Raw genomic sequence first — 21,894 nt, 5'->3', positions numbered from 1 at the left:
GGAGGAGGAGGGGTGCGGATCAGCTGTGGATCTTCAGGCTGCTGACGAAGTAGCGCTGGGCGGAGATGAACAGCACCAGCGTCGGCAGCGAGACCAGGAGGGCGCCGGCCAGGACGATCGGGGGTCCTACGTTGGAGTAGTTGCCCTGGAGGTCGGCGAGCGCGGCCATGACAGGCCGGATGTTGCGGCTCGTGGTGAGCGTGATGCCGAACATCAGGTCGTTCCAGACGGCCACGAACTGGAACACGAACACGGCGACCATCGCGGACTTGGTCAGCGGGACGTGGATCTGCCAGAACACCCGCCACCACGACGCGCCGTCCATACGCGCGGCCTCCACGACCTCGCGCGGCAGCGTCAGCGCGTAGTTGCGCATGACGAAGAACGCAAAGGGAACCGCGATGGCCGTGTAGATCAGGATGAGGCCGATCTGGGTGTCGTACAGGGAGGAGCGGGCGTACTCGACGAACAGCGGCCGGATGAAGACCTGCAGCGGCAGCAGGGTGCCGGAGTAGATCACCCAGAACCACAGCACCCGCCGCTTGACCGGCATGATGATCGTGGCGAAGGCGGCACCCGAGGCCACGACGGCGGCGGCCACGGCGCTGACGGTGGCGTACAGCGCGCTGTTGCCGAACGCCGGTCCGAGGTTGGCCTTGTCCCAGGCCTGGGACATGTTGCCGAACAGCCCGAAGTGTCCCGGCAGCCAGTGCGGGCTACCGGAGTAGCTTCCCGCGGGCACCATGGCGTTGACCACGAGGAGCCACGTGGGGATCAGCCACAGTGCGGCGAGCACCACGACGGTGCCGTTTCGCAGAACTCGGCCGAGAGACATGGTCATTCGCCTTTCACGTCCAGTTGGCGGCGCAGGTACAGCCAGGAGGCCGCCAGCACGATCACGGTGAGGACGACCGCGATCGCGGCTCCCACGCCGGGCCGCAGCTCAAGGAAGGTCTCGTTGTACATGGACACCGCGAGTGTTTCCGTGGCCCGCCCCGGACCGCCCTGGGTGAGCACCCAGATCAGGTCGAACGACTTGAGGCCGTTGACGAGGCTCATGCCGATCACGATGATCGACACCGGCCTGAGCTGCGGGAGCACGATGTAGCGGAACTGCTGCCAGCTCCCGGCGCCGTCCAGCGCGCCCGCCTCGAGCGTCTCCGGCGGGATGGACTGGAGGCCGACGAGGAAGAGGATGACCGCCACCCCGGTGGCCTGCCAGGCGTTGGCCAGGATCATCACGATGGTGTTGCCCGGCCACGTCAGCAGCCAGCCGTGTGCCAGCGAGCCCATGTGCAGGTTCGTCAGAACCTGGTTGACGGCGCCGTCGGTGGTGAGCATGAAGTTCCAGACCACCGCCACCGCGGCACCCGAGAGCGCGTAGGGCAGTACCACGCACAGCCGCGCGGCGCGGGACCAGCGGGTGGCGTTGGTCATGACGGCGATGGCCAGACCGAGCACGAAGGGCAGCACGACCGTGCCGGCGACCCACATCAGTGTGTTCTGGACGGAGCGGGACAACGCCGGGTCGGAGGCGAACCGCGAGTAGTTGTCGAACCAGCTGAAGGGCGAGGTCCGTGAGTCGCTGAAGAAGCTGCGGTAGATCGTCCAGACGAACGGGAGGATCAGGAAGGCCACGACCAGGAGCACCGCCGGGGCCATGAAGGTGCCTGCGGCCATCCGTTCACGCGGGTCGAGCCGGGAACGTGACAGGAGGGGCCGCCGGGCGTCACCGGGGGACTGCGCCTGCCTTCCGCCGCCGGCGGCGGGGAGGTCTCTTTCGGTTGTCGAAGTGCTCATGCCTCGTCGCGCCTCCAGGCCGCCCATTCGTCTTGTGCACGCTCCTGCATCCGGCGCAGCGTGGTGGCCGGAGAGGTCTGGCCGGCCATGAAGCCGCCCAGGTCGTCGGTGTTGCCCTGGATGAGGCTCGGAGGGCTGGCCTCCCAGTAGCGGATCAGCGGGATGCGGCGCTCCCGGGCGATGTCCTGCTGGAGTTTCGCCACGACCGGGTTGCTCGCACGTACCGTCGGGTTCGCCGAGCTGTCCTGGAGGAAGTCGCTCCAGACCCGCTGCACCGAGGGTGTGAGCCAGGCAGCGGCGTTGGCCATCGCGGCGCCGTGCGAGGAGGCGCGTTGGGGGACGACGAACACTCCCGACTCGGCGATCACGCTCTTGGGGGTGGACGTCCGCACGGTGGGAAGGATGCAGGCGTCGTAGTCGACACCGGGTTTCATGCCGGCCGCGGCGATCCCCTGCGACTGCCAGGTGCCGTGCAGGAACATGCCGACGGTGCCGGCCTTCAACGCGCCGGGGCCGCGCGCCTGGTCGAAGTCGGGCGGCGTCATCCATCCCTTGCGCATGAAGTCCTGCCAGATGTCCATCGCCTGGCGGGCCCGGGGGTCGGTGTAGGAGGCCTCACCGGTCACCAGCTTCTGGTAGAAGTGCGGGTCGACCTTGGTGACCAGCTCCTGGAACCACTCGATCGCGGGCCAGCCGCCGACCTGGCTGGCGAGGAACGGCGTGATCTTGTTGCGCTTGAGGACTTCCGCGCAGTGCAGCAGTTCCGCCCAGGTACCCGGGGCCGACAGCCCCAGCTTCGCGAACACGTGCTTGTTGTAGAACAGCACGTAGTACGACTCGTAGATCGGGATGCCGTGGACCGTTCCGCGGTAGGACACGGCGTCCCGTGAGGCCTCGCGCACCCACCCCTTGGCCACGTACCTGTCCCAGACCCCTGTCAGGTCCGTGAGCCCGCCCGTGCGCGCCAGCCGCTTGAGCTGGTAGCCGGATGCCCATTTGACCAGGTCGGAGGCCTTCGACGTCTGCAGGGTCATCTGCACGACCTGCTGATACGACGTCACCGAGGGGTTGGACAGCGGGCGCAGGGCGTAGCCGGTGAGCCCCTTCAGCGTGCGCCCGGCGGCGCGATAGCCGTCGTCCCAGGTGGCGTTGTCGTTGGAGAGGCTCGTGGTGCCCGGCTGCGCGGAGGTGCTCTCGCCGCGAGCACACCCCTGGAGCGCGAGGGAGGCCGCGCCCGCGGCCATCCCGGCGAGGAGGCTGCGCCGCGCGAGCGGCACAGCCGCACGGCGGGTCCTGCCCGATGCTGACATTGATCACCCTTCGCCGAATCGGGCCACCACAAGTGGCCGGATATGCCCCACGGGGCACACGGGTACTCGCAAACTCCCTGGAGCATCGAGTACACGTTGCGTGGAGGTTAACGACACCATTCGGTTGAAGGCAAGACTTCCGTGCCGAAAACACGGCTCCACGCCCCGCTCCGCCAGCAACAATGCAGGTCAAAGGCGTTTTAGGGAGCGAGAATCCACGGTCTAAGGGGGGTGACCAACTTCAGCCGAGAGCTGTTATCGTTAACGGACTCTTGGTGACTTGGTGAGGAGCCGATGTGCAGTCCGCGTCTCGTTCGTACGACCCCCACCCCAGCTACGGACCGGTTGACGGGCAGGTGGTGGCCGGCTGGCCGGCGGCGGTCGGCGGGCTGCCCGCCGGTCCGCTCGTCCTGTCCGTGGACGGGCCCTCCGCGGCCGACTGGGATGCGCTGGCCGACGGCCTGGCGGCGGCCCTGCGCTCCGCGGGACGTGAGGTGGAACTCCTGGACGTGCGTGACCACCATGCGCCGTCCGGCGCCGAGCGGCTGAAGGCCCGGCCCGTCCCCGCCGACGACCCGTTCTTCACCCCGCTGTCCGAGGCGAACCTCGCGGACCTCTTCGACGCCGTGCCCGCGCCGGTGAAGCCCGCCGGCGACGGGGTCGTGCTGGTGTTCGGGCCGGGCGCGGCGCTCTGCGAGTGGGACCTGCTCTGGTACGCGGACCTGCCCAAGCGGTACGCCGAGGCCGCCGTGGCCGGCAAGGACCTGCCGGTCGGCGTCAATCTCGGCCGCCCCGGCGAGCCCGGCGACCTCGTGCGCCTGTTCTACACCGACTGGCCCGTCCTCGACCGGCACCGGGACGCCATCGCCGGACAGGTCGACCGGTGGATCGACCTCCAGGACCCGAGCGGGCCCGCCTCCCTGGACGGCGCCGCGCTGCGCCGCACCCTGGCACACCTGGCCCGGGGCCCGGTGCGCACCCGGCCGTACTTCAACTCCACCCCGTGGGGGGGCCAGTGGGCGGCGACCGAACTGGGCTTCACCCCGGGCGGGGGCAACACGGCCCTGGGGTACGAGCTGATCGCCCCCGAGGCGGGAGTCCTCGTCGGCGAGCGGCACGGCGCGCAGATCGAGGTCCCGTTCCAGCTGCTGTGCGTGTGTCACCCTGAGGACATGCTCGGCCGGGAGGTGCACGACCGCTTCGGCACCTCCTTCCCGATCCGGTTCGACTACCTCGACACGATGGGCGGCGGCAACCTGTCGCTGCACCTCCACCCGCAGGAGCAGTACATGCGGGAGGTGTTCGGATGGCCGTACACCCAGCACGAGACGTACTACGTCACCGCCGCGGAGCCGGGAGCCCAGGTGCTGCTCGGCCTCACCGAGCACGCCGACCTCGACGTCCTGCGCCGGCAGGTGGAGGATGCCATCGCCACCGGCACCCCGCTGCCGGTGGCGGACCATGTGCAGAGCCACCCGGCCGCGGTGGGCCAGCTGTTCATGATTCCGGCGGGCACGCCGCACGCCTCCGGCGCGGGCAACCTGGTGCTGGAGGTGAGCGCGACGCCGTACCTGTACTCCCTGCGCTTGTACGACTGGCTCCGCAAGGACGCCGCCGGCGCCTCCCGGCCCCTGCCGTACGAGCACGGCTTCGCGAATCTGGACGCCTCCCGGCGCGGCGACCACGTGACGAGGGATCTGATCCAGCAGCCGCGTACGGTGCGCGCCGGTGAGGGCTGGCGCGAGGAGGTCATCGGCGCGCTGCCGGAGATGTTCTACGCGGTGCACCGCCTCGTCGTTTCCCCCGACACCGATGTCGTCGACGACACGGCAGGCCGCTTCCACATCCTCAACGTCTCCGCGGGCCGGGGGGCGGTCGTCGAGACCGGTGACGGCCGCAGTCACTTCCTGGCCTTCGCCGAGACCCTCACGGTCCCCGCCGCGGTGGGTTCCTACCGTGTCCGCCCCGTGGGGCCCGACGAGGTGCACGTCGTGAAGGCCCTGGTGGTCGAGCAGTGACCGCTGCCGCCGCGGGTCCGGCCGCGCCGGTCCCCGTGCTGGAGGTCGGCGGTACGCACGTCACCGCCGCGCTCGTCGCCCCGGACACCGGCCGCCCCGTTCCGTCGTCCGTGATCCGCAGGCCCCTGGACTCGCACGGTACGGCCGACGCCGTCCTCGGCACCGTCGCCCGCACCGGGCTGGAGCTGCCGGCGGGGCACCGGCCCTGCTGGGGTGTGGCCGTGCCCGGCCCCTTCGACTACGACAACGGCATCGGCCGCTACGTGGGCGTGGGCAAGTTCGAGTCGCTGTCCGGCGTGGACGTGGCGGCCGGTCTGCGCCGGCGCCTGGGCGGTCGCGCCGAGCGGCTGTGCTTCCTCAACGACGCCGACGCCTTCGGACTCGGGGAGTACCGGGCCGGCGCCGCCGCCGGGCACGACCGCGTCGTGTGCCTGACGCTGGGCACCGGCGTCGGGTCGTCGTTCCTCGAACGCGGTCGGCTCGTCCACGACGACCCCCGGGTTCCGCCCGAGGGATTCGTCCACCACCTCACCGTGCACGGCGGGCCGTTGGAGGACGCCGTCTCCCGCCGCGCCATCCGCGCGCGCTACGCCCGCCGGGCGGCTCTGCCGGACGGCCCCGAGGTCCCGGACGTCCGGGAGATCGCCGCACGTGCCCAGGGCGGGGACCCCGTGGCCGCCGAGGCCTTCGAGTACGCTTTCGGCACGCTCGGCCAGGCCCTGGGCCCCTGGATCGACCGGTTCGAGGCCACCTGCGTGGTCATCGGCGGGTCGATGGCCCGGTCGTGGGAGCTGGTCCACACTGCTTTCACCGACGGGCTGCCCGCGGCGAACAGGGCGGTGGTGAGCGTCCTGCCGGCCGGACTTCCGGAGGAGGCGCCGTTGATCGGGGCCGCCCGATGGGCTCAGGACGCGCCGGACCCCGCATGATGAGAGTGACTCCGCCGCTGGACGGCGCAGGGAGGAGGAGGGGCATGCCCACTCAGCGAAGCGGCGGGCCGACCATGCACGACGTCGGCAAGCTCGCGCAGGTCAGTGCAATGACCGTCTCACGGGTGCTCAAGAACGATCCGGGCGTGTCGGAGGCGACCCGCGAGCGCGTCTTCGCCGCCGTGGACCGGCTCGGCTACCGCCGCAACGAGACCGCTCGCAGCCTGCGTCTCGGGGGCAGCGGGATGATAGGGCTCGTCGTCACCAACCTTGCCAACCCGTTCTACTCACGCCTCGCGCTCGGAGTCCAGGAGGTCGCCACCGAGCACGGCTTCAGGGTGGTGCTCAGCAATTCCGCCGATCAGGTCGACAAGGAGCCGGGCCTGGTCGACGGCCTCGTCGACCACCAGGTCGAAGGGCTGATCGTCGTTCCCGCGGGAAGCCGGCAGAAGCACCTCGAGGTCGCGATGCGCCACGTTCCCGTCGTCCTGGCCGCACGGCCGCCGGCGGGACTCGACACCGACTGCGTACTCGTCGAGGACTTCCACGGAGCCCGCGAGGCCACGGCGTGCCTGCTGGCCGAAGGGCACACCCGTGTCGCCTTCCTCGGCAACCCTCCCGCCCTGTACACCGGGACGGAGCGGCTGCGCGGGTTCTGGGCGGCGCACGAGGAGGCCGGTGTCGAGCCGGACAGCACCCTGATCCGCCAGGGCCTCGTCGACGCCGTGACGGCGGAGCGGGCGACCGCGGAACTCCTGGACCTGCCCAACGCCCCCACAGCGCTGTTCTGCGCCAACAACCGCATCAGCCAGGGCGCGATCCGGGTCCTGTTGAAGACGGGGACCAGCATTCCCCTCGCGGGGTTCGACGACTTCGACCTCTCCGACGTGCTCGGCCTGTCGCTCACTCTCGTCTCCTACGACGCCGACGAGATCGGCCGCCAGGCCGCACGCCTGCTGCTCGACCGCCTCGGCAACCGGGGCGCACCGCCGCCCGCCGCCCGCCGCGTCACCGTTCCGACGCGCGTCATCCGTTACGGGCCCCCTTCCGGCGGCCCGCGCGAGGTCCCCGCATGAAGTTCCCCACCACCGTCAAGGACCACCCGACCGTGGAGGAGGCGCTTCGCCGCCTCGACGCGCTGGGCGACCCCCGGTTCGGGCAGACCCTCGTACGCTGCCTCGACGACACCCTGGCGCGCACCATCCGCCCGATGCCCGACGGCACCGCTTTCGTGGTGACGGGTGACATCCCCGCCATGTGGCTGCGCGACTCGACGACGCAGATGATGCCGTACCTGGCGCTGCTGCGGGACGACGCTCCGCTGCGGAACCTCGTCACCGCCGTGATGAGGCGGCAGTTCCGGCAGATCGAGCGCGATCCCTACGCGAACGCCTTCAACGCCGGGCCCTCCGGGCGGGCGCACGACGCGGACGACCTGTGCGAGGACCCCTGGGTGTGGGAGGAGAAGTACGAGGTCGACTCCCTCGCCTTCCCCCTCCTGCTGGCCCACCGCTTCTGGGCGGCCACCGGACTGACCGAACACCTCGAGGACACCGCGCGTGTCGCCCGCGTCGTCATCACGGTGTGGCGCAGGGAGCAGGATCACGAGGGACGGTCGACGTACCGCTTCGTGCGGCGGGCCGGCCCGCCCGGCGACACGCTGCCGAACGGGGGACGGGGGACGCCGGTCGCCCGGACCGGCATGACCTGGAGCGGATTCCGGCCCAGCGACGACGCCTGCGTCTTCGGGTACAACGTGCCCGCGAACCTGTGCGCTGCTGCCGCCCTCGACGGTGTGGCCGACATCGCACGCCACCTGTCGGACACGGCGCTCGCTGCCGACGCCACGCTGCTGGCCGCGGAACTGCGCGAGGGCGTCCGCAGCCACGGGACCGTGCGCCACGCCGGCCTCGGCGAGATCTACGCGTACGAGGTGGACGGACACGGCAACGCGCTCCTCATGGACGACGCCAACATGCCGAGCCTGCTGTCCCTGCCTCTCGTCGCGAACATCCCCAGTACCGACCCGCTCTACCGTGCGACCCGGCAGTTCGTGCTCTCACCCGAGAACCCGACCTGGTACCGGGGAAGCGCCGCCGCGGGGGTGGGCAGCCCGCACACCCCCGCGGAGCACATCTGGCCGATCGCGATCGCCGTGCAGGGCCTGACGAGCGACGTCGCCCAGGACCGGCTGAGGGCGCTGCGCGTGCTGATCGACACCGACGCGGGCACCGGGGCGATGCACGAGTCCTTCCACAAGGACGACCCGCGCCGGTTCACCAGGCCCTGGTTCTCCTGGGCCAATGCGATGTACGCCGAACTCGCCCTGGACGTCGTCGGACTCGGCACCCGCTCCCTGTGGGCGACCGCCGACACCGACCGTGGTGAGGCGCAGCCGGTGTGACTCGGCACGTCGGGTGTCGTCTCAGGTACTGGGCAACCTTGCGGGTTTCAGGCTGGATGGGGCACGCGTGGACGCCGTTTCCTTCGGGGGCGCGCGCGTTGTCGATCTTCGAGGGGCATGTACAGCACCCAGTTCCTTGGGGGACCTGTCCAGGCGGTGGTTCCCGAGACCGACACGATTCCCAGGCAGGCAGTTGCCGAGGATGCCGCGCGGGCAGCTGGAGATGTGGGGTACCACGACGGTCGTCACAAGACAGGCATTCCCGGAGCGGCGCTGCGCAGGGGGCGTCGAGCAGTAGCGACGTAGTTGCCCTGACGTGGAGGCCGAGGCGCGCCACGCGCTCCTGAGCCGACCCGACGATGTACTCCGCGAGTACCCGGCGGCCCGGACGGCCTCCAGCGGCCGCGCGCCCCGGACGTCCAGTCGCCCCCGCAGCTCCTCCGGCAGCCGGTCCAGCTCCAGCCGGGCGTGGTGCGCCCCGTCGCCGCCGGCCCGGCTCACCGCGTCCTCCGGGGTGCGCCACGTGCCGCGTCCGCAACCGTCACGGCCACCCGAGCCGGGCGCCCTCCGGCGGGCCTGTCCGGCCACGGGCGGCAGAAGGGGTGTTCCGGCCCCTCTTTCGGGGCCGTGCCGCTCGTGCACCGACCGCCGTGCGGCGGCGACACTGGGAGTGACAGCGGTACGGGCCCCGGCAGGGGACCGGCCGCAGGACAAGGGCAGCCAAGGGAGGCCGACGCCATGTCGAAGGAATCCGCGCCGGCGGGCGACATCGGCCGCCGGCTGGCGCTGCGCCGCCGCGAGCTCGGTCTCAGCCGCGAGCAGGTGGCCGAGCGGGCCGGCATCGCGCCGGAGTATCTGCGGTACGTGGAGGAGCGTCCATTCGCCTCTCCGGGATCGACCTTCCTGCTGAGGGTCGCCGTCGCGCTGGATACCAGCGTGTCCCGCCTGCACGGCGCCGACACCGGGCTTCCGCCCGGGCTCGGTGAGGCCGCGGACAGCCCGCGGCTGAGCGCGCTGGACCCCGCCGAGTGCCGCGAGCTGCTGTCCGGCCACGGAATCGGACGGATCGCGGTGACCACGGACGACGGGCCGGCGGTTCTCCCGGTCAACTACGCGGTGGTGGACGGCGCCGTCGTCTTCCGGACGGAGCGGACCGCCGCTCCCGCACAGGCGGTTGGCCGGCAGGTCGCCTTCGAGGTGGACCGGGCGGACGAGGCGCTCAGCGAGGGCTGGAGCGTCCTGGTCGTCGGCCGCGCCTCCGCCGTCACCGATCCGGACGCGGTACGCGCCCTGGGGACGCAGATCCGCTCCTCGCCGTGGGCCGGCGGCGAGCGCCTGCTGTGGGTACGGATCGAGCCGGAACGCATCACCGGCCGCCGCATCACCGCGGAATGACCGGGAGGAGAACCTCGTGACCGGCACGCACGAAGGCGGCGTCTCCGGCGTCTCCGGCGCCCGGACCGGGCGGAACGGACCGGTGGCGGAATGGGCCGCCCACGGGGCCGCGGCACGCGGGCTTCCGTTGCACCTCGTCCACGTCCGGTGCGGGACCCGTCGTCGTCGGCGTCGACGGTTCGCACGCGTCCTCGGCAGCGGTCGACCTGGCCTTCGAGGAGGCTGACGCGGCCGGTGCGCGGCTGATCGCCGTCGCGGTGCGCAGCCCCCGCGACTACACCTGGGCGGAGTACCGCGAGGACACCGGCCTGCTCGTGGCCGAGCAGGTGGCAGGCCACCGGCGGCGCTACCCGGACACCGAGGTGCGGCAGGAGGTCTGCAGCGGCGACCCCGCGCAGGTGCTCGCCTCCGTCTCCCGGCAGGCTCGCTGCCTGGCCGTCGGAAGCAGGGGCCGCGGCGGATTCAGCGGCTGCTCCTCGGCTCCACCAGCCGTGCCCCGGTCCACCACACCGACCGCCCGCTGCTCGTCGCCCCGCGACCGCCGGACGTGACGTGTGACGGCACGAACCCGTGGTGGACCGGTCGGCCGCAATCCGGGCGACCGACGGCGCTGCCCGCTGCCGCCCGGATTCGTGCACGCTGGAGTGGGGACCCTCGTGGAAGGGAGACTCGCGATGTCGACGCACAGGACCGTCAGCGATCTCATGACGCACTCGGTGGTGCGCGCCAGGCCGGACACCGCGTTCAAGGAGGTCGCCAAGCTTCTCGTGGACAACGGCGTCACCGCGCTGCCGGTGGTCGACGAGGACGACCGCCCGCTGGGCGTGGTGTCGGAGACCGACCTCGTGCACCGGGAAGCCGGCCGGCCCGAGCCGGCCGGACTCCCCGGGCTGCTGGACGTACCGCCGCCGGAGTCGGCCGAGGAGAGGACCACGGCGGCCGCACTGATGAGTGCGCCGGCCGTGGTGGCCAGGCCGGAGTGGTCGGCGGTACAGGCGGCCCGCGCGATGGACCAGGCCGGCGTCAAGCGCCTTCCCGTGGTGGACGGCACGGGGCGCCTGGTCGGGATCGTCAGCCGTGCGGATCTGCTGCGGGTCTTCCTGCGCCGCGACCACCTCATCCGGGAGGAGATCGCCGGCGAGGTCCTCGATCGCACGCTCGGCATCAGCGCGGACGAGGTGGGTGTCAAGGTCACCGACGGGCGGGTGTCCTTGCACGGCAGCGTCGAGCGACGCAGCCTCATCCCCGTGCTGATGCGGCTCTGCGAGGGGGTGGACGGGGTCGTCGAGGTCACCGGGCACCTCGACTGCCGCACCGAGGAGGCGGCCGCGGTGGCATCTCACGAGCCCGGAAGACTGCTGCCGTGACTCAGCGGCCCGGAAACAGGGCTGACGGGGCCGACACGGGAACGCCCGTCGTCCTGGTCGTCTACGCCACGAGGAACGGCGGAACCGCGGAGATCGCCGACTGGATCGGTACGGCTCTGGCCGACGGGGGAGTCGACGCCCTCGTACGGCCCGCGGCAGCGGTACGGGACCTGCCTCCGGTACGCGCCGTGGTGCTCGGGTCCGGACTGTACGGCGGCCGCTGGCTGCGCGAGGCCACCCGCTTCGCCCGGCGGCACCGCAGGGCGCTGGCCTCCCTCCCCGTCTGGCTCTTCAGCAGCGGTCCGCTCGACGCCTCGGCAGCCGCAGGCGACCTCCCGCCCACCCCTGCGGTACGGCATCTCGCCGACCGGGTGGACGCCGCCGGACACATGACGTTCGGTGGGCGGCTCGTCCCCGGTGCCCGCGGCCCGCTCGCCCGCATGATCCTCGCCCGCGGACAGGGCGGGGACTACCGCGACCCCGAGCGGATCGGCGCCTGGGTGCGGGACATCGCCGCCCAGGTGCGTGCGGCGGCCGATCAACCGACGCGATGACCGGGACGGCCCGGGCCGTCGCCCGACCTGCGGAGAGATCATGTACAACTCACCACGTACCGTCGGTGACGTCATGACGCACGAGGTCGTCGCCATCGGCCCTGACGCGACGTTCAAGGAGATCGTGGCAACTCTGGCGGAAGGGAAGGTGAGCGCCCTCCCCGTGCTCGAGGGGGACGGACGGGTCGTGGGGGTGGTGTCGGAAGCGGACCTGCTGCACAAGGAGCAGCTCCGGGACAGCGAACCCGGCCGCTTCGGATCGGTTCACACGCTCTCCGACGTCACCAAGGCCGAGGCCGTCACCGCCGAGCACCTGATGACCTCCCCCGCCGTGTGCGTCCACACCGGGACCACGCTGGCGCAGGCCGCCCGCATCATGGCCCAGCGCAAGGTGAAGCGGCTGCCGGTCACCGACGCCGAGGACAGACTGCGCGGCATCGTCAGCCGCGGCGACCTCCTGGAGGTGTTCCTCCGCACGGACACGGAGATCGCTGCCGAGGTACGCAAGGAGGTCGTCCACGCGCTGTTCCCGGACGAGGCAGGCCCGCGGGTGGACGTGCACGAAGGCGTCGTCTGGCTCACAGGCCGGGTCCACGAGGCCGGGCTGATCCCGGTGGCGGGTCGCCTGGCCCGAACCGTCGAGGGAGTGGTGGACGTCCATACCGACCTCACCGCCGGGGTCACCGGCGGGGGAGGACGGCCACCGGGCAGTGGGCGTGGTGCAGCACGGCGTGCGTGACCCCTCCGAGGCCGACGCCCATCACGTGGGCCCGCCGCCGAGCCCCCATGACGAGCAGGTCGGCGGACGCGGAGGCGTCCACCAGCGCCGCGGCCACGGAACGTGAGCGCACTGCGTCCTCCGTGATCGTCAGGTCGGGGAACTCCGCACGAATCGGGCCGACCGTCCGCCGGGTCGCCTCGACCTCGGACCTGGCGACGGCGTCGATGTCGACTGCCACCGCGCCCATGCTCCCGACGTTCTCCAGGAACCTCCACACGCTGACCACGCGCAGAACCGCGCCGCGCCGCGCCGCCGTGCGGGCGGCGAACCGCACTGTCTCCCGGTCTCCGTCGTCCCGGACCGCCGCCACCACCGTGCCGGTCGTGTCCTCGGGCACGGCCCGCACCACGACCACCGGCCCCCGGCTGCGGGCGGCGACCCGCAGGCTGACCGAACCGAGCAGGAGTGACGCGAAGCCTCCCCGGCCACGCGATCCCACGACCAGCGTGTCCTCGGCCCCTCCGGCCTCCAGCAGTGCCGCCGCGGGGTCACTCCTGCTCAGCGTCGTCGCGACGGGGAGGCCCGGGTAACGCTCCGCGACCACGGACTGCACGTGGTCGAGCAGCCGCCCGCCTCCCGTGATGACGGCCTCGGCCTCGTCCGGCGTCCAGTAGCCCTGCCGTTCGGCCCCCACACCGTGCACCACCGTCAGCGGCCGCCCCCGGGCCTCCGCCTCCGCCGCCGCCCACACCGCGGCACGGTCGGAGTGCTCCGAGCCGTCCACACCGACCACGACCGGTCCCAGGCCACCCTCGTTCGGCGCGCTGTTCTCCATGCCCTCGCCTCCGCTCTCATGGGTCCGCGGCCCCGCCGGCCCGCACGGAGCACCGCGGACATCGCGATTCGGTCCCCTCCATGGTCCCCTCGGCGAACGATCGCCGCTCGTCCCGAAAGACCCTGCGCCGGGCCGGAAGGCCCCGGGCTGCCGCGGCCGAGAGGCGCTGCGCCCTCAGTCGTGGGCGATCACGGCGACCGGGCAGGGCGCATGGTGCACCACCGCATGGGTGACGGCACCGATACGGACCCCGAGCGGCGTGCGCCGCCGGCGGCGGCCCACGACGAGCAGTCCGGCGGCGCTCGCCGTCGTCACCAGGCCGTCGGTGACCGACCCCTCTGCGAGGTCCTCGACCACCCTGACCCCGTCGAACCCCGCACGGTACGGCTCGAGCAGGGAGGAGAGCTCCTCCGCCTTCTCCCTGTGCAGTTGATGCTTCAACTGCGGGCTGAAGGCAGGTACCGCGTAGCCGTACTTCCTGTGCAGGTCCCACACGTGCAGCACGCGCAGAACGGCGCCGCGGGCCGCGGCCTCCTCGAACGCGAACGTCATCAGGGCGTCGCACGGACGGCCGAGGTCGACGCAGAGAACCACCTCGGCACCCTCCTCACCGGGCCCTGCGTCCGGCTGCCTCACCAGTACCACCGGCCGGTCACAGCGGGCCACCACCTGCAGACCCACCGACCCGTAGACGTAGCCGGCGAGCGCCCCGGCACCGCGTGACCCCAGGACCAGCATCGCCGAACCCCCGGCCGCCTCGACCAGCGCCTGCACCGGGGCCCCGGGCACCTGCTCGGCGGTGGCGACCACCTCCGGGTGGTCCTGCTCCACCTGCCGTGCCGCGTCGAACGCGCGGGTCTCCTCCCACATGCGCAGCCCCTCGGGGCCGGGCGAGAACTGCACGTTGCTCGTCGGGGCGCGCCAGACGTTGAGCATGCGCACCGCCGCACCCCGCATCGACGCTTCGCGCCCGGCCCACTCGGCTGCCGCCGCGCTCGCCGGGGAGCCGTCGATCCCGACCACCAGTTGCTCCACCATCGCCGTCATCACCCCATAGGCCCCACCATCGGACACAACCACCTCTCGTAGCTGTTCCCCTCGGAGCACCAGGCCCGACAGGGCCGAACGGGGCGTCCGCGGCTCCCGCGACTCCGCGCCGATTCGGCCCGGGCGGCTCGTCACGGTGAGTTGGGGGGCTGGGCGGCGGTGGTTGCCGTTGTCGCAGGCTGCCGCGTCTGCCGATGCGCAGGTGGTCGCCGGTCGCCGCGTCGGCGTCCTCGCTGTCCCCGGCTGCGGTGATAGGCCGCTTGACCCGGTGGTCTCAGTGCCGGCCCTCGGCGGCCAGGCGGCGAAGTCCTGCGGCGACGTCCTGGGGCATGGGGAATGCCGCGCCTGCGCAGGCGCCCTCCGTTCGCCGTAGCCCGCGCTGCCCAAGCCACCCTTATGGTCGACATCAACAGCGCTTACTTTGCTTATGGGAGCCTGGAGGGGTGAGGGGAACTTCTGGGGGACCGATGCGGTGTGGGAGCGAACTGGTGCAGACGATCGGGCTGATCGGCGGGATGAGCTGGGAGTCGACAGCGGAGTACTACCGGTACGTGAACGAGTTCACACGCGATCGGCTCGGCGGCCTGCATTCGGCCCGGTGCGTCGTCTACAGCGTGGACTTCGCGGAGATCGAGCGGTTGCAGGTGCGGGGACGCTGGGAGGAGGCGGGGGAGGTCCTCGCCGCGGCGGCCCGGTCCCTGGAGGCAGCCGGCGCCGACTTGCTGCTGCTGTGCACCAACACCATGCACAAGGTTGCCGACGTCGTCGCGGCGGCGGTGTCCGTCCCCCTGCTGCACCTGGCCGATGCCACTGCGCAGGCCGTACGGGCGTCCGGCGTGCGCCAGGTCGGACTGCTCGGCACCGCCTTCACCATGGAGCAGGACTTCTACCGGGCCCGCCTGGAGGCAGCGGGCCTGGACGTCCTCGTTCCGGACGCCGAGGGACGCGCGCTCGTGCACCACGTGATCTATGAGGAGCTCTGCCTCGGGATCGTGCGGGACGAGTCGCGCGATGCTTACCGGGGGGTCATCGAGGATCTCGTCGGCGCCGGCGCGGAAGGCGTCATCCTGGGCTGCACCGAGATCGAGCTGCTCGTCGGCCCCCAGGACAGCCCCGTTCCGCTCTTCCCCACTGCGCGCATCCACGCCGAAGCGGCCGTCAACGCCGCGCTGTCCGGTACCGGGAACGGCAGGCGCACGGAAACCGGTCCCTGACTCGCCTTCCCGGGGCGTGGCCTCCTCGTGACGGCAGGCGGGCCGGGGCGGCCGGCCGCGCCGAGCCGCGGGTGCCGGCATCGGGTGCCGAGTGGTGCGGTCCTGGCGGCAGGCGGCAGGAGCCGGCCGCCGGGACCGGACGGTGGTGAGGAACACGAGCGGTGTCCCCGCCGCCCGTGCCGGCGAGGAACAGGAGCGCGGGTGCGGCACCGGTGCCGGCAGCGCGGACGCGCCTCGCGGGTGGCCGGAGAAGAGAGCCGCCCCGCTGCCCGCACTGCACCGTCCAGTCCTCCAGATGTACTGAGTAGCCGTTAGGCGGCGTTGTCGTGCGAACTGGAGCCTCAGCGGACAACGGAGCGTCGCGCGTCGCCACGAGAAACCAAGCACCCGAGCAGCTCCGACCGGAACTCCGCCACCACTGTCAGCGAGTCTCGTCGAGCCCCGTGCTCGACCAGTCCCACGATCCCTGCCTCCGTGCTGCGTTGTCGCTGGGCACAGGATCGGGCCGCGTCCCCTCACCCGTCCGATGGACTGGGGAAAGCCGACCGACTTCGAATCCCGTTCGACGCCCAGTGTCAAACGTCAAGCTGAGCCCCGGGGGCGTGGGTTGCCGTGGGCGTTGCCGGTGGTGAGGGTGTTTTCTCGAAGGTCCGGTGCGGTGCGGATCGTTGTGGCGAACCATGTGGCGTAGCGGTCGCCGAGGTACGGGGCGGTGGCGCCGTGGAGGAGGATGCTCAGGCCCACGGTGATCGCGATGACACCGTTGAGCAGCGTGGTCCCGGGCAGGTGTTCGTCGAGGGCGAGCAGGCCGAAGACCAGGGAGGCGAGGCCGCGTGGGCCGAACCAGCCGATGTAGGCGATGGAGGCCGCCTGTAGCCCTGTGCCGGCCATGGCGAGGACTACGGGGAGCATCCGGATGACGGTCAGGCTGATCAGTGCATAGAGCACCATGCGCCAGGTCAGGTGCTCGACAGCCGGACCGAGGATGACCGCGCCGAAGGCCAGGAAGCTCACCGATGCGAGCAGAAGCCCGAGCTGTTCGCTGAACACGACACTCTGCAGGTGGTCGGGAGCGCCGCCGTGATCGTCCCGGCGTGGTGACGCGCCCCGCAGCCGGCTGCCGTAGGCGAGACCGGCGGCCCAGGCGCCGATGAAGCCGCTGCCCTCGGCAGCGCCGCACAGCGCGTAGGCGACCAGGGGAACGGCGAGGGACACGAACTGCCGCCAGTCGGGAGTGATCCAGCCCCGCGCGACCGACCACCGCAGCACACCCGCTGCGCACCAGCCGGCCGCGAGCCCGATCGCACCGCTCAGCAGGAGCGCGCGAAGGAACGTTGCGACGACGCCCGGACGGCCCTCGCTCCCGCCTGCCGCTGCCAGAGCAAGGACGAAGAACGGGAGGACCAGGCCGTCGTTCAGGCCCGACTCGACGCCCAGGCCTCCTCGGACCAGGGCCGGAACCCGCTGGTTGGAGAAGGCCTGTTGTCCGAGCGCGGCATCCGTGGGCGCCAGGATGATCCCGGCCAGAGCCAGTTCCCACATGCTCAGACCGGGCAGCAGGGGCCAGGCGACCAGCCACCCCAGCGCCATCGTGAGTGGCAGCCCGATGGCGAGCAGTCGCAGCGGCAGGAACTCCTCCCGGCGCAGGTCCCCGAACCTGATTGCTGCCGCGTCCGTGAACAGCAGGAGGATCAGCGCGCTCTCCAACAGGATCCGGGTGACCTCCGGGTCGCGGTTGGCGTTCAGCAGGTCCAGGCCCAGCGGCCCGATCGCCAGCCCGCACGCGGTGAACACCATGGGCCCGGACAGCACGGTCGTCGACAGCCGACGCGAGAGCGCCCCGTAACAGGCGACCACCCCGCCGCCGGCCACCAAAGCCCACTGGCTCATCCGTACGTCCTTGCCTGGGAGAAGGGGCACCGGTCAGGCGGCTGCGGTCAGGCGCGCGCTGACTGCTGACCGCCGCGCCCCTTTACGCAGGGGAACGGTCATTCACTCTAGGTGTCCCTTGCGGTCTCATGGGGGACGCTCGACGCCAGGCGTGACAGATCGTGGGCCCGAGAGCCGTTGGAGTGACGTCTGCGATCACGCCGGGGCGTTCTGCGCGCCCCTATGCCGTCCTTGGGACACTTGGCCACTGCGCCACGCAAGCGGCCCCTTGCCCGTACGGAGCCGGGAAGCAGCCAGCACCTCGCCCCTCGGTCACCGGATCAACTCATGGCGCGGTCACCTCGGCAACTCGGCCGGGCGGACCAGCGGGCTGCGCGAGGAGGCCTGCACGGCCGCGCATCGCGGGGCGTCGAGAGCGGAGCTCTGCGGTGAGAAGCGATTCCCGAACCGGAAGGCAGCGCCTTGATCGAACTGTCGTCCAAGCGGGTCTTGTTCAGGCAAGCAAGGCTGGGCCGTGCACAGCAACAGGGCCTCTTGAACATCTCACTGATGTCGAGTCAGCCGAGGACAGGAGGCCCTGATGTCCCACTGTGTCGCGTTCGCAACTCCCTCGTCCCCTTCCGGTGCACCGGCGTGTGACGGTCTTGCCAGGTTTGTGGCGCATGGTGGCGAGCCTGGACAGTAGCGGGGCCACCCGGATTGATCGGTGCGGGCACCTGATAGGCGGACAATGATCACTCCTGGATATTCTGTGAAGATGAGATCAATGGAGCTGTTCCGCGACGAAGCCCTCCGTCTTGGCGTACCGCAGGACGAGGTCGAGCGGTGGCTCGGCACAATCCTCCGTCCGTGCGCGTCGCTGGGCCCAGGAAAGCCGACCGACGGCCCGGTGGCCGGACGGCTCGGCGGGCTGCCGCCGATACCCGAGGACGAGCCCGTGCCGAACTTGCCGTTCCTCGCTTCGGTCGACCTCGCGGCCATCCCACCGGACGCGACGGACCTCCCGCTGCCGAAGGAGGGCACGCTGCTCTTCTTCGCGGATACATTCGAAAACGCCCCGTACGGCGACTATCGCGACTGGTCCCGGCTCGTCTACGTCCCGGCAGGCAGGCCGGTTGCCGAACGCGGTCCGGGCGGTGAGCGGCCGCCGAAGGTCTACCCGGGCGGAGATCTCCGTGTGGTGATCGATCCCTCGCTGCCCAACCGCAGCGACCACATCAAGGGGTTCCCGCACGGCGACGAGCTGGCCGAGGTGTGGTGGGACTACTCCTACGAAATGCAGACGGGCGGATTGGTGCAGATCGGCGGCTACCCGTGGGTCGAGAACAACGATCCCATCCCGGACATCGAGCACGGCCCGGGCGACTGGGTGCTGCTCGCGGAGATCGGAAGCGCGGTGGTCGAAGGCGACATGGGGCGTGTTTACTGGGTGATCCGCCGGGACGATCTGGCCGCAGGCCGTTTCACCCAGGCCCGGGCCGCGTACGACATGACCGGCTGACGCGGCCTCAAGGCAAGCAGTAGCCGCGGTGACGATGCTTGATCGAAACATCGTCACTGTGGCTGCCGTTCGGGTATGAGCCGTGCACGAGATTCTCTCGTGCTTCACGCCTACTGTCCGCATGGAACCCCGGTGTCGACACACAGTTCGTGACGCTTGTTTTCTTTGAGAAGCGACTCCCCAAACCGGAAGGTACGGGCTCGGGTCGAACTGTTGGTCTGGTTGGTCTCGTTCAGGTGGTCGCCGGACGGCCGGGCATGAAAGAGGGCCTCCTGAACATCTCGGTGATGTCGAGTCAACCGAGTCGCCAGGAGCCCTGACGACCCACTGTGACGTGTTCGTGCCCGCCTCATCCACTCCGGGCACCCCGTTGTGCGACTGTCTCGCTCACCGGTTCGGAAACGCGGCCGACCGTCCGGACCGCGTACGGTGCTACGACTCCGACATGAGCGACGCGGAGTGGGCGGTGGTACGCCCGCTGCTGCCGGTCCCGGCCTGGCTGGAAGGCCGCGGTGGGCGCCCGGAGGGCGACTGCCACCGCCAACTGATCGACGCCGTGCGCTATCTGACCTGGGAAGGCGTGCGCTGGGCCAGCCTGCCGAGGGACTTTCCCGCCTGGCGGGCCGTCTACCGCTTCTTCCGCCGCTGGCGCGACAACGCCCTGAGCAAGGAACTGTACGGACGGCTCCGCAAACTCCTTCGGGAACTCGCAGGCAAGACGGAAGAGCCGACGGCCGCGATCATCGACTCGCAGTCGGTGAAGGCCGACGCCACCGTCCACGCCGCCACCCGTGGCTACGACGCCGGGAAGAAGATCAACGGACGCAAGCGGCACATCGCCGTGGACACCCTGGGCCTGCTGCTGGTGATCACGGTCACTGCCGCTTCGGTGAAGGACAACGACGCCGGCCGCGACCTGCTCCAGCAGCTCCGCGAACAGCACCGGGCCATTACCCTCGTCCGGGCCGATGCTGGCTGCTCCCTCGCGTCCGTTGCCGGCCAGCTCAGCTCCTCCCGCATCCGCCGGGCCCTCACACCCTCCCCACCCCCGGCCGCATCCCGCTCCACCAACGCCACAATCCGCGCGCAATCAGACGGCAGCACCTCGGCCCCCAGCCCCTCGCGCCACACCGGAACCTCCACCCGCGGCGGGCCCATCAGCCGACTGCCCAGGGCCCGCGCCATCGCCGACAACCTAGGCCACCGCCGTGACCGTCTCCTCACGAGCAATGACCGCACGTCGAGCCGCCTCCACCGCCTCGGCCACAGCGGCCTCGAGACGCGCGAGCTCTGCCGCAATTCCTCCGCCCGGGCCAGCGCCACCCGCTCGCGCCTCTCCAGCACACCCAACACCGACGGCATCCGCCACCTCCGAACACAGCCAGCACCGACACGACGGCCCGAGCCTGCCTATCGAGCGACGGCCACACACCTCACCTGGGAAAACGTGACCCTGTCTTCGGAATGGGAATCGCTTCTGAGGCATGCGGTGGGCTCTGCGGGCTGCGTGGAGAGAGGGCCGGGGGTGCGACGTCACGGCCCTCTCTTGCGGTCTGCCGGCTCAGCGGGTCGCCGTGCGAGCGGCGCTGACGAGTGCCGGGTCGACATCGGGCACGGCGAGCCTCGGGTTGTGGCCGGACGCGACGACCCTCATGACGAATCCCGCGGCCTCTTCCAGTTGCCGGGCGCTGTCGAGCCCCCCGATCACGGCCGTCCGCCCGCCCAGGTCACCGATCAGCGTTGTGGCGAGATCCAGAGCGCTGCGCTCGCTGCCGCAGATCGCCACGACCGGCGCCGTCTCCTGCAGGCCCGTATATGGCCACGAGGCTCCCGCGAACAGGTGCAGTGCCTTGACAACGTGGGCACCGGGAGCAGAGCGAGCCGCGAGCTCTGCTGCGGAGCCGGATGCCGGCTTGAGTTCACCGGTCGCGTAGTCGACGGGGTTGGTGCAGTCGATCACGGTCTTGCCCGCCAGCGTCCGGTCGGAGCCGCCGACGAGATGCAGGGCGACCTCCAGCCCTTCCCAGGAGACCGCTACCACGACCGCATCGGCCCTCCCCGCGAAGTCGGTGGGGGCAACTGCTTCCGCCGAGGGGCCGATCTGGTCGGCGGCCTGGCCGGCGTGCAGCGGATTGCGCCCTGTCACCACGAGCGAATGGCCGGATGCGGCCCAGGCGCGACCAAGCGTCACGGCCAGGTTTCCGGTGCCCAGGATGCCTACGTTCACAGCTGTCTCCTCCGTCTGGAAGCGGTGTCCTCCAGAACGCTACGACCGCAGCTCCTACCATTCGGTAGGAGGCTGATGGGACACTGAACTCCGTGATCGAGGAGTCCTGTCAGACGTTCATCTCCGACTGCCACGTGCGCGCGGCAGCGGAGCTCATCCGCCATACGTGGGATCCCGTCGTGCTCTCAGCCCTGCGTCTGGGGCCGACGCGACGCAACGAACTACTCCTGCGCATTGCGGGAGCCAGTGACAAAGTGATCAGTCAGTCGCTTCAACGACTGCAGGCTCGCGGTCTCGTCGTCAAAGCGGCCGGCACCGAGCAGTCGTCGGAGCATCCCGGCGCGATCTACCAACTCTCCTCCCTCGGCGAATCGTTCGCGAACGGGCCTCTGGCGCGGCTCGCGCAATGGGCGGCAGACAACCAAGCCGAACTCACCGGCCCGTTGACAACCTCGTGATCAGTACAGCGGTTGTGAGCAGGCACCTTGGCGACAGCAGGTGGGCGGCAGCGGTAGCAAGCGCAGATCGCCTGGTGGCGGGCAGTCGTGTGGGCCGCTCTGCTGTCACGAGGTGACCGGGTGGCTGCCGTGGTCCGACCAGGACTGGTTCGGCGGGCTGTTACGGGGGTGCCTGCTCACACCACGTGCTGGTTCACCTACGAGAAGTACGGCACGCCCCACTC

18 protein-coding genes and 2 pseudogenes are annotated in these 21,894 nt (G+C 71.0%); 13 read left to right on the top strand and 7 right to left on the bottom strand.

Annotated elements, in window-relative coordinates:
• Positions 1-19: 19 nt before the first annotated feature.
• Genes ACH4SE_RS32035 through ACH4SE_RS32025 form a run of 3 tightly spaced genes read right to left on the bottom strand, consistent with a single transcriptional unit; the run spans position 20 to position 3,110 of the window.
• A complete protein-coding gene (locus ACH4SE_RS32035) occupies positions 20-841 on the bottom strand; it encodes a carbohydrate ABC transporter permease (RefSeq protein ID WP_398547044.1) in 822 nt (273 codons plus the stop codon).
• Positions 838-1,800 (bottom strand): carbohydrate ABC transporter permease, encoded by a 963-nt coding sequence (locus ACH4SE_RS32030; RefSeq protein WP_398547043.1) that lies wholly within the window; start codon positions 1,798-1,800, stop codon positions 838-840. The genes ACH4SE_RS32035 and ACH4SE_RS32030 overlap by 4 nt, the downstream gene beginning before the upstream one ends.
• Entirely contained in the window at positions 1,797-3,110 is a 1,314-nt protein-coding gene (locus ACH4SE_RS32025; RefSeq protein WP_398547042.1) for an ABC transporter substrate-binding protein, read from the bottom strand. Before ACH4SE_RS32025 ends, ACH4SE_RS32030 begins: the two co-directional genes overlap by 4 nt.
• Positions 3,111-3,406: 296 nt before the next feature.
• On the opposite strand from ACH4SE_RS32025, the gene ACH4SE_RS32020 reads away from it, so the two are divergent.
• The 9 genes and pseudogenes from ACH4SE_RS32020 (at position 3,407) to ACH4SE_RS31980 (ending at position 12,516) form a co-directional block, all read left to right on the top strand.
• Positions 3,407-5,128 (top strand): class I mannose-6-phosphate isomerase, encoded by a 1,722-nt coding sequence (locus ACH4SE_RS32020; protein ID WP_398547041.1) that lies wholly within the window; start codon positions 3,407-3,409, stop codon positions 5,126-5,128.
• Entirely contained in the window at positions 5,125-6,057 is a 933-nt protein-coding gene (locus ACH4SE_RS32015; RefSeq protein WP_398547040.1) for an ROK family protein, read from the top strand. The genes ACH4SE_RS32020 and ACH4SE_RS32015 overlap by 4 nt, the downstream gene beginning before the upstream one ends.
• Before the next feature lie 44 nt (positions 6,058-6,101).
• Entirely contained in the window at positions 6,102-7,133 is a 1,032-nt protein-coding gene (locus ACH4SE_RS32010) for a LacI family DNA-binding transcriptional regulator (RefSeq protein ID WP_398547039.1), read from the top strand.
• On the top strand, positions 7,130-8,461 hold the full coding sequence (locus ACH4SE_RS32005) for a glycoside hydrolase family 125 protein (protein ID WP_398547038.1): 1,332 nt from the start codon (positions 7,130-7,132) through the stop codon (positions 8,459-8,461). Before ACH4SE_RS32010 ends, ACH4SE_RS32005 begins: the two co-directional genes overlap by 4 nt.
• Positions 8,462-9,199: 738 nt before the next feature.
• Positions 9,200-9,856: a helix-turn-helix domain-containing protein gene (locus ACH4SE_RS32000; protein WP_398547037.1), complete on the top strand. Its 657-nt coding sequence runs from the start codon at positions 9,200-9,202 to the stop codon at positions 9,854-9,856.
• Between the two features lie 167 nt (positions 9,857-10,023).
• A pseudogene (locus ACH4SE_RS31995) lies at positions 10,024-10,407 on the top strand (universal stress protein); the annotation flags it as partial.
• Between the two features lie 123 nt (positions 10,408-10,530).
• A complete protein-coding gene (locus ACH4SE_RS31990) occupies positions 10,531-11,223 on the top strand; it encodes a CBS domain-containing protein (RefSeq protein ID WP_398547036.1) in 693 nt (230 codons plus the stop codon).
• A complete protein-coding gene (locus ACH4SE_RS31985) occupies positions 11,220-11,777 on the top strand; it encodes a flavodoxin domain-containing protein (RefSeq protein WP_398547035.1) in 558 nt (185 codons plus the stop codon). Before ACH4SE_RS31990 ends, ACH4SE_RS31985 begins: the two co-directional genes overlap by 4 nt.
• 40 nt (positions 11,778-11,817) lie before the next feature.
• Positions 11,818-12,516, top strand: coding sequence for a CBS domain-containing protein (locus tag ACH4SE_RS31980; RefSeq protein ID WP_398547034.1), 699 nt, complete (start codon positions 11,818-11,820; stop codon positions 12,514-12,516).
• Here the strand turns inward: ACH4SE_RS31980 and ACH4SE_RS31975 are convergent.
• Positions 12,458-13,333 (bottom strand): universal stress protein, encoded by an 876-nt coding sequence (locus ACH4SE_RS31975; protein ID WP_398547033.1) that lies wholly within the window; start codon positions 13,331-13,333, stop codon positions 12,458-12,460. The two genes, ACH4SE_RS31980 and ACH4SE_RS31975, sit on opposite strands and share 59 nt — an antisense overlap.
• A gap of 174 nt (positions 13,334-13,507) precedes the next feature.
• Positions 13,508-14,380 carry a universal stress protein gene (locus ACH4SE_RS31970; RefSeq protein WP_398547032.1) on the bottom strand — a complete coding sequence of 291 codons (873 nt, stop codon included), beginning with the start codon at positions 14,378-14,380 and terminating at the stop codon, positions 13,508-13,510.
• Between the two features lie 488 nt (positions 14,381-14,868).
• Here ACH4SE_RS31970 and ACH4SE_RS31965 point away from each other — a divergent pair, with 488 nt between their 5' ends.
• Positions 14,869-15,594, top strand: coding sequence for an aspartate/glutamate racemase family protein (locus ACH4SE_RS31965; protein ID WP_398547031.1), 726 nt, complete (start codon positions 14,869-14,871; stop codon positions 15,592-15,594).
• A 582-nt stretch (positions 15,595-16,176) separates the two neighbouring features.
• Here ACH4SE_RS31965 and ACH4SE_RS31960 read toward each other — a convergent pair.
• On the bottom strand, positions 16,177-17,484 hold the full coding sequence (locus ACH4SE_RS31960) for a cation:proton antiporter (RefSeq protein ID WP_398547030.1): 1,308 nt from the start codon (positions 17,482-17,484) through the stop codon (positions 16,177-16,179).
• A 766-nt stretch (positions 17,485-18,250) separates the two neighbouring features.
• Between ACH4SE_RS31960 and ACH4SE_RS31955 the strand changes: the two genes are divergently transcribed.
• Both ACH4SE_RS31955 and ACH4SE_RS31950 read left to right on the top strand, forming a co-directional pair.
• On the top strand, positions 18,251-18,985 hold the full coding sequence (locus ACH4SE_RS31955; protein ID WP_398547029.1) for a DUF1963 domain-containing protein: 735 nt from the start codon (positions 18,251-18,253) through the stop codon (positions 18,983-18,985).
• 445 nt (positions 18,986-19,430) lie between these two features.
• Positions 19,431-19,964 (top strand): annotated as a pseudogene (locus ACH4SE_RS31950) (IS5 family transposase); the annotation flags it as partial.
• Between the two features lie 582 nt (positions 19,965-20,546).
• Here ACH4SE_RS31950 and ACH4SE_RS31945 read toward each other — a convergent pair.
• Complete coding sequence (locus ACH4SE_RS31945; protein ID WP_398547028.1) at positions 20,547-21,212, bottom strand: NADPH-dependent F420 reductase; 666 nt, start codon at positions 21,210-21,212, stop codon at positions 20,547-20,549.
• A 92-nt stretch (positions 21,213-21,304) separates the two neighbouring features.
• On the opposite strand from ACH4SE_RS31945, the gene ACH4SE_RS31940 reads away from it, so the two are divergent.
• Entirely contained in the window at positions 21,305-21,670 is a 366-nt protein-coding gene (locus tag ACH4SE_RS31940) for a winged helix-turn-helix transcriptional regulator (RefSeq protein WP_398547027.1), read from the top strand.
• Positions 21,671-21,894: the final 224 nt, after the last annotated feature.

This window comes from Streptomyces sp. NPDC020983, assembly GCF_044333485.1.
Taxonomy (GTDB): domain Bacteria; phylum Actinomycetota; class Actinomycetes; order Streptomycetales; family Streptomycetaceae; genus Actinacidiphila.
This window is presented reverse-complemented; position numbering and strand designations above follow the sequence as displayed.

Excerpts from the sequence above, each read along its gene's own strand:
- ACH4SE_RS32035 (WP_398547044.1), bottom strand. The coding sequence starts at position 841 with ATGACCATGTCTCTCGGCCGAGTTCTGCGAAACGGCACCGTCGTGGTG.
- ACH4SE_RS32030 (WP_398547043.1), bottom strand. The coding sequence starts at position 1,800 with ATGAGCACTTCGACAACCGAAAGAGACCTCCCCGCCGCCGGCGGCGGA.
- ACH4SE_RS32025 (WP_398547042.1), bottom strand. The coding sequence starts at position 3,110 with ATGTCAGCATCGGGCAGGACCCGCCGTGCGGCTGTGCCGCTCGCGCGG.
- ACH4SE_RS32010 (WP_398547039.1), top strand. The coding sequence starts at position 6,102 with ATGCCCACTCAGCGAAGCGGCGGGCCGACCATGCACGACGTCGGCAAG.
- ACH4SE_RS32005 (WP_398547038.1), top strand. The coding sequence starts at position 7,130 with ATGAAGTTCCCCACCACCGTCAAGGACCACCCGACCGTGGAGGAGGCG.
- ACH4SE_RS32000 (WP_398547037.1), top strand. The coding sequence starts at position 9,200 with ATGTCGAAGGAATCCGCGCCGGCGGGCGACATCGGCCGCCGGCTGGCG.
- ACH4SE_RS31990 (WP_398547036.1), top strand. The coding sequence starts at position 10,531 with ATGTCGACGCACAGGACCGTCAGCGATCTCATGACGCACTCGGTGGTG.
- ACH4SE_RS31980 (WP_398547034.1), top strand. The coding sequence starts at position 11,818 with ATGTACAACTCACCACGTACCGTCGGTGACGTCATGACGCACGAGGTC.
- ACH4SE_RS31975 (WP_398547033.1), bottom strand. The coding sequence starts at position 13,333 with ATGGAGAACAGCGCGCCGAACGAGGGTGGCCTGGGACCGGTCGTGGTC.
- ACH4SE_RS31970 (WP_398547032.1), bottom strand. The coding sequence starts at position 14,380 with ATGACGGCGATGGTGGAGCAACTGGTGGTCGGGATCGACGGCTCCCCG.
- ACH4SE_RS31960 (WP_398547030.1), bottom strand. The coding sequence starts at position 17,484 with ATGAGCCAGTGGGCTTTGGTGGCCGGCGGCGGGGTGGTCGCCTGTTAC.
- ACH4SE_RS31955 (WP_398547029.1), top strand. The coding sequence starts at position 18,251 with ATGGAGCTGTTCCGCGACGAAGCCCTCCGTCTTGGCGTACCGCAGGAC.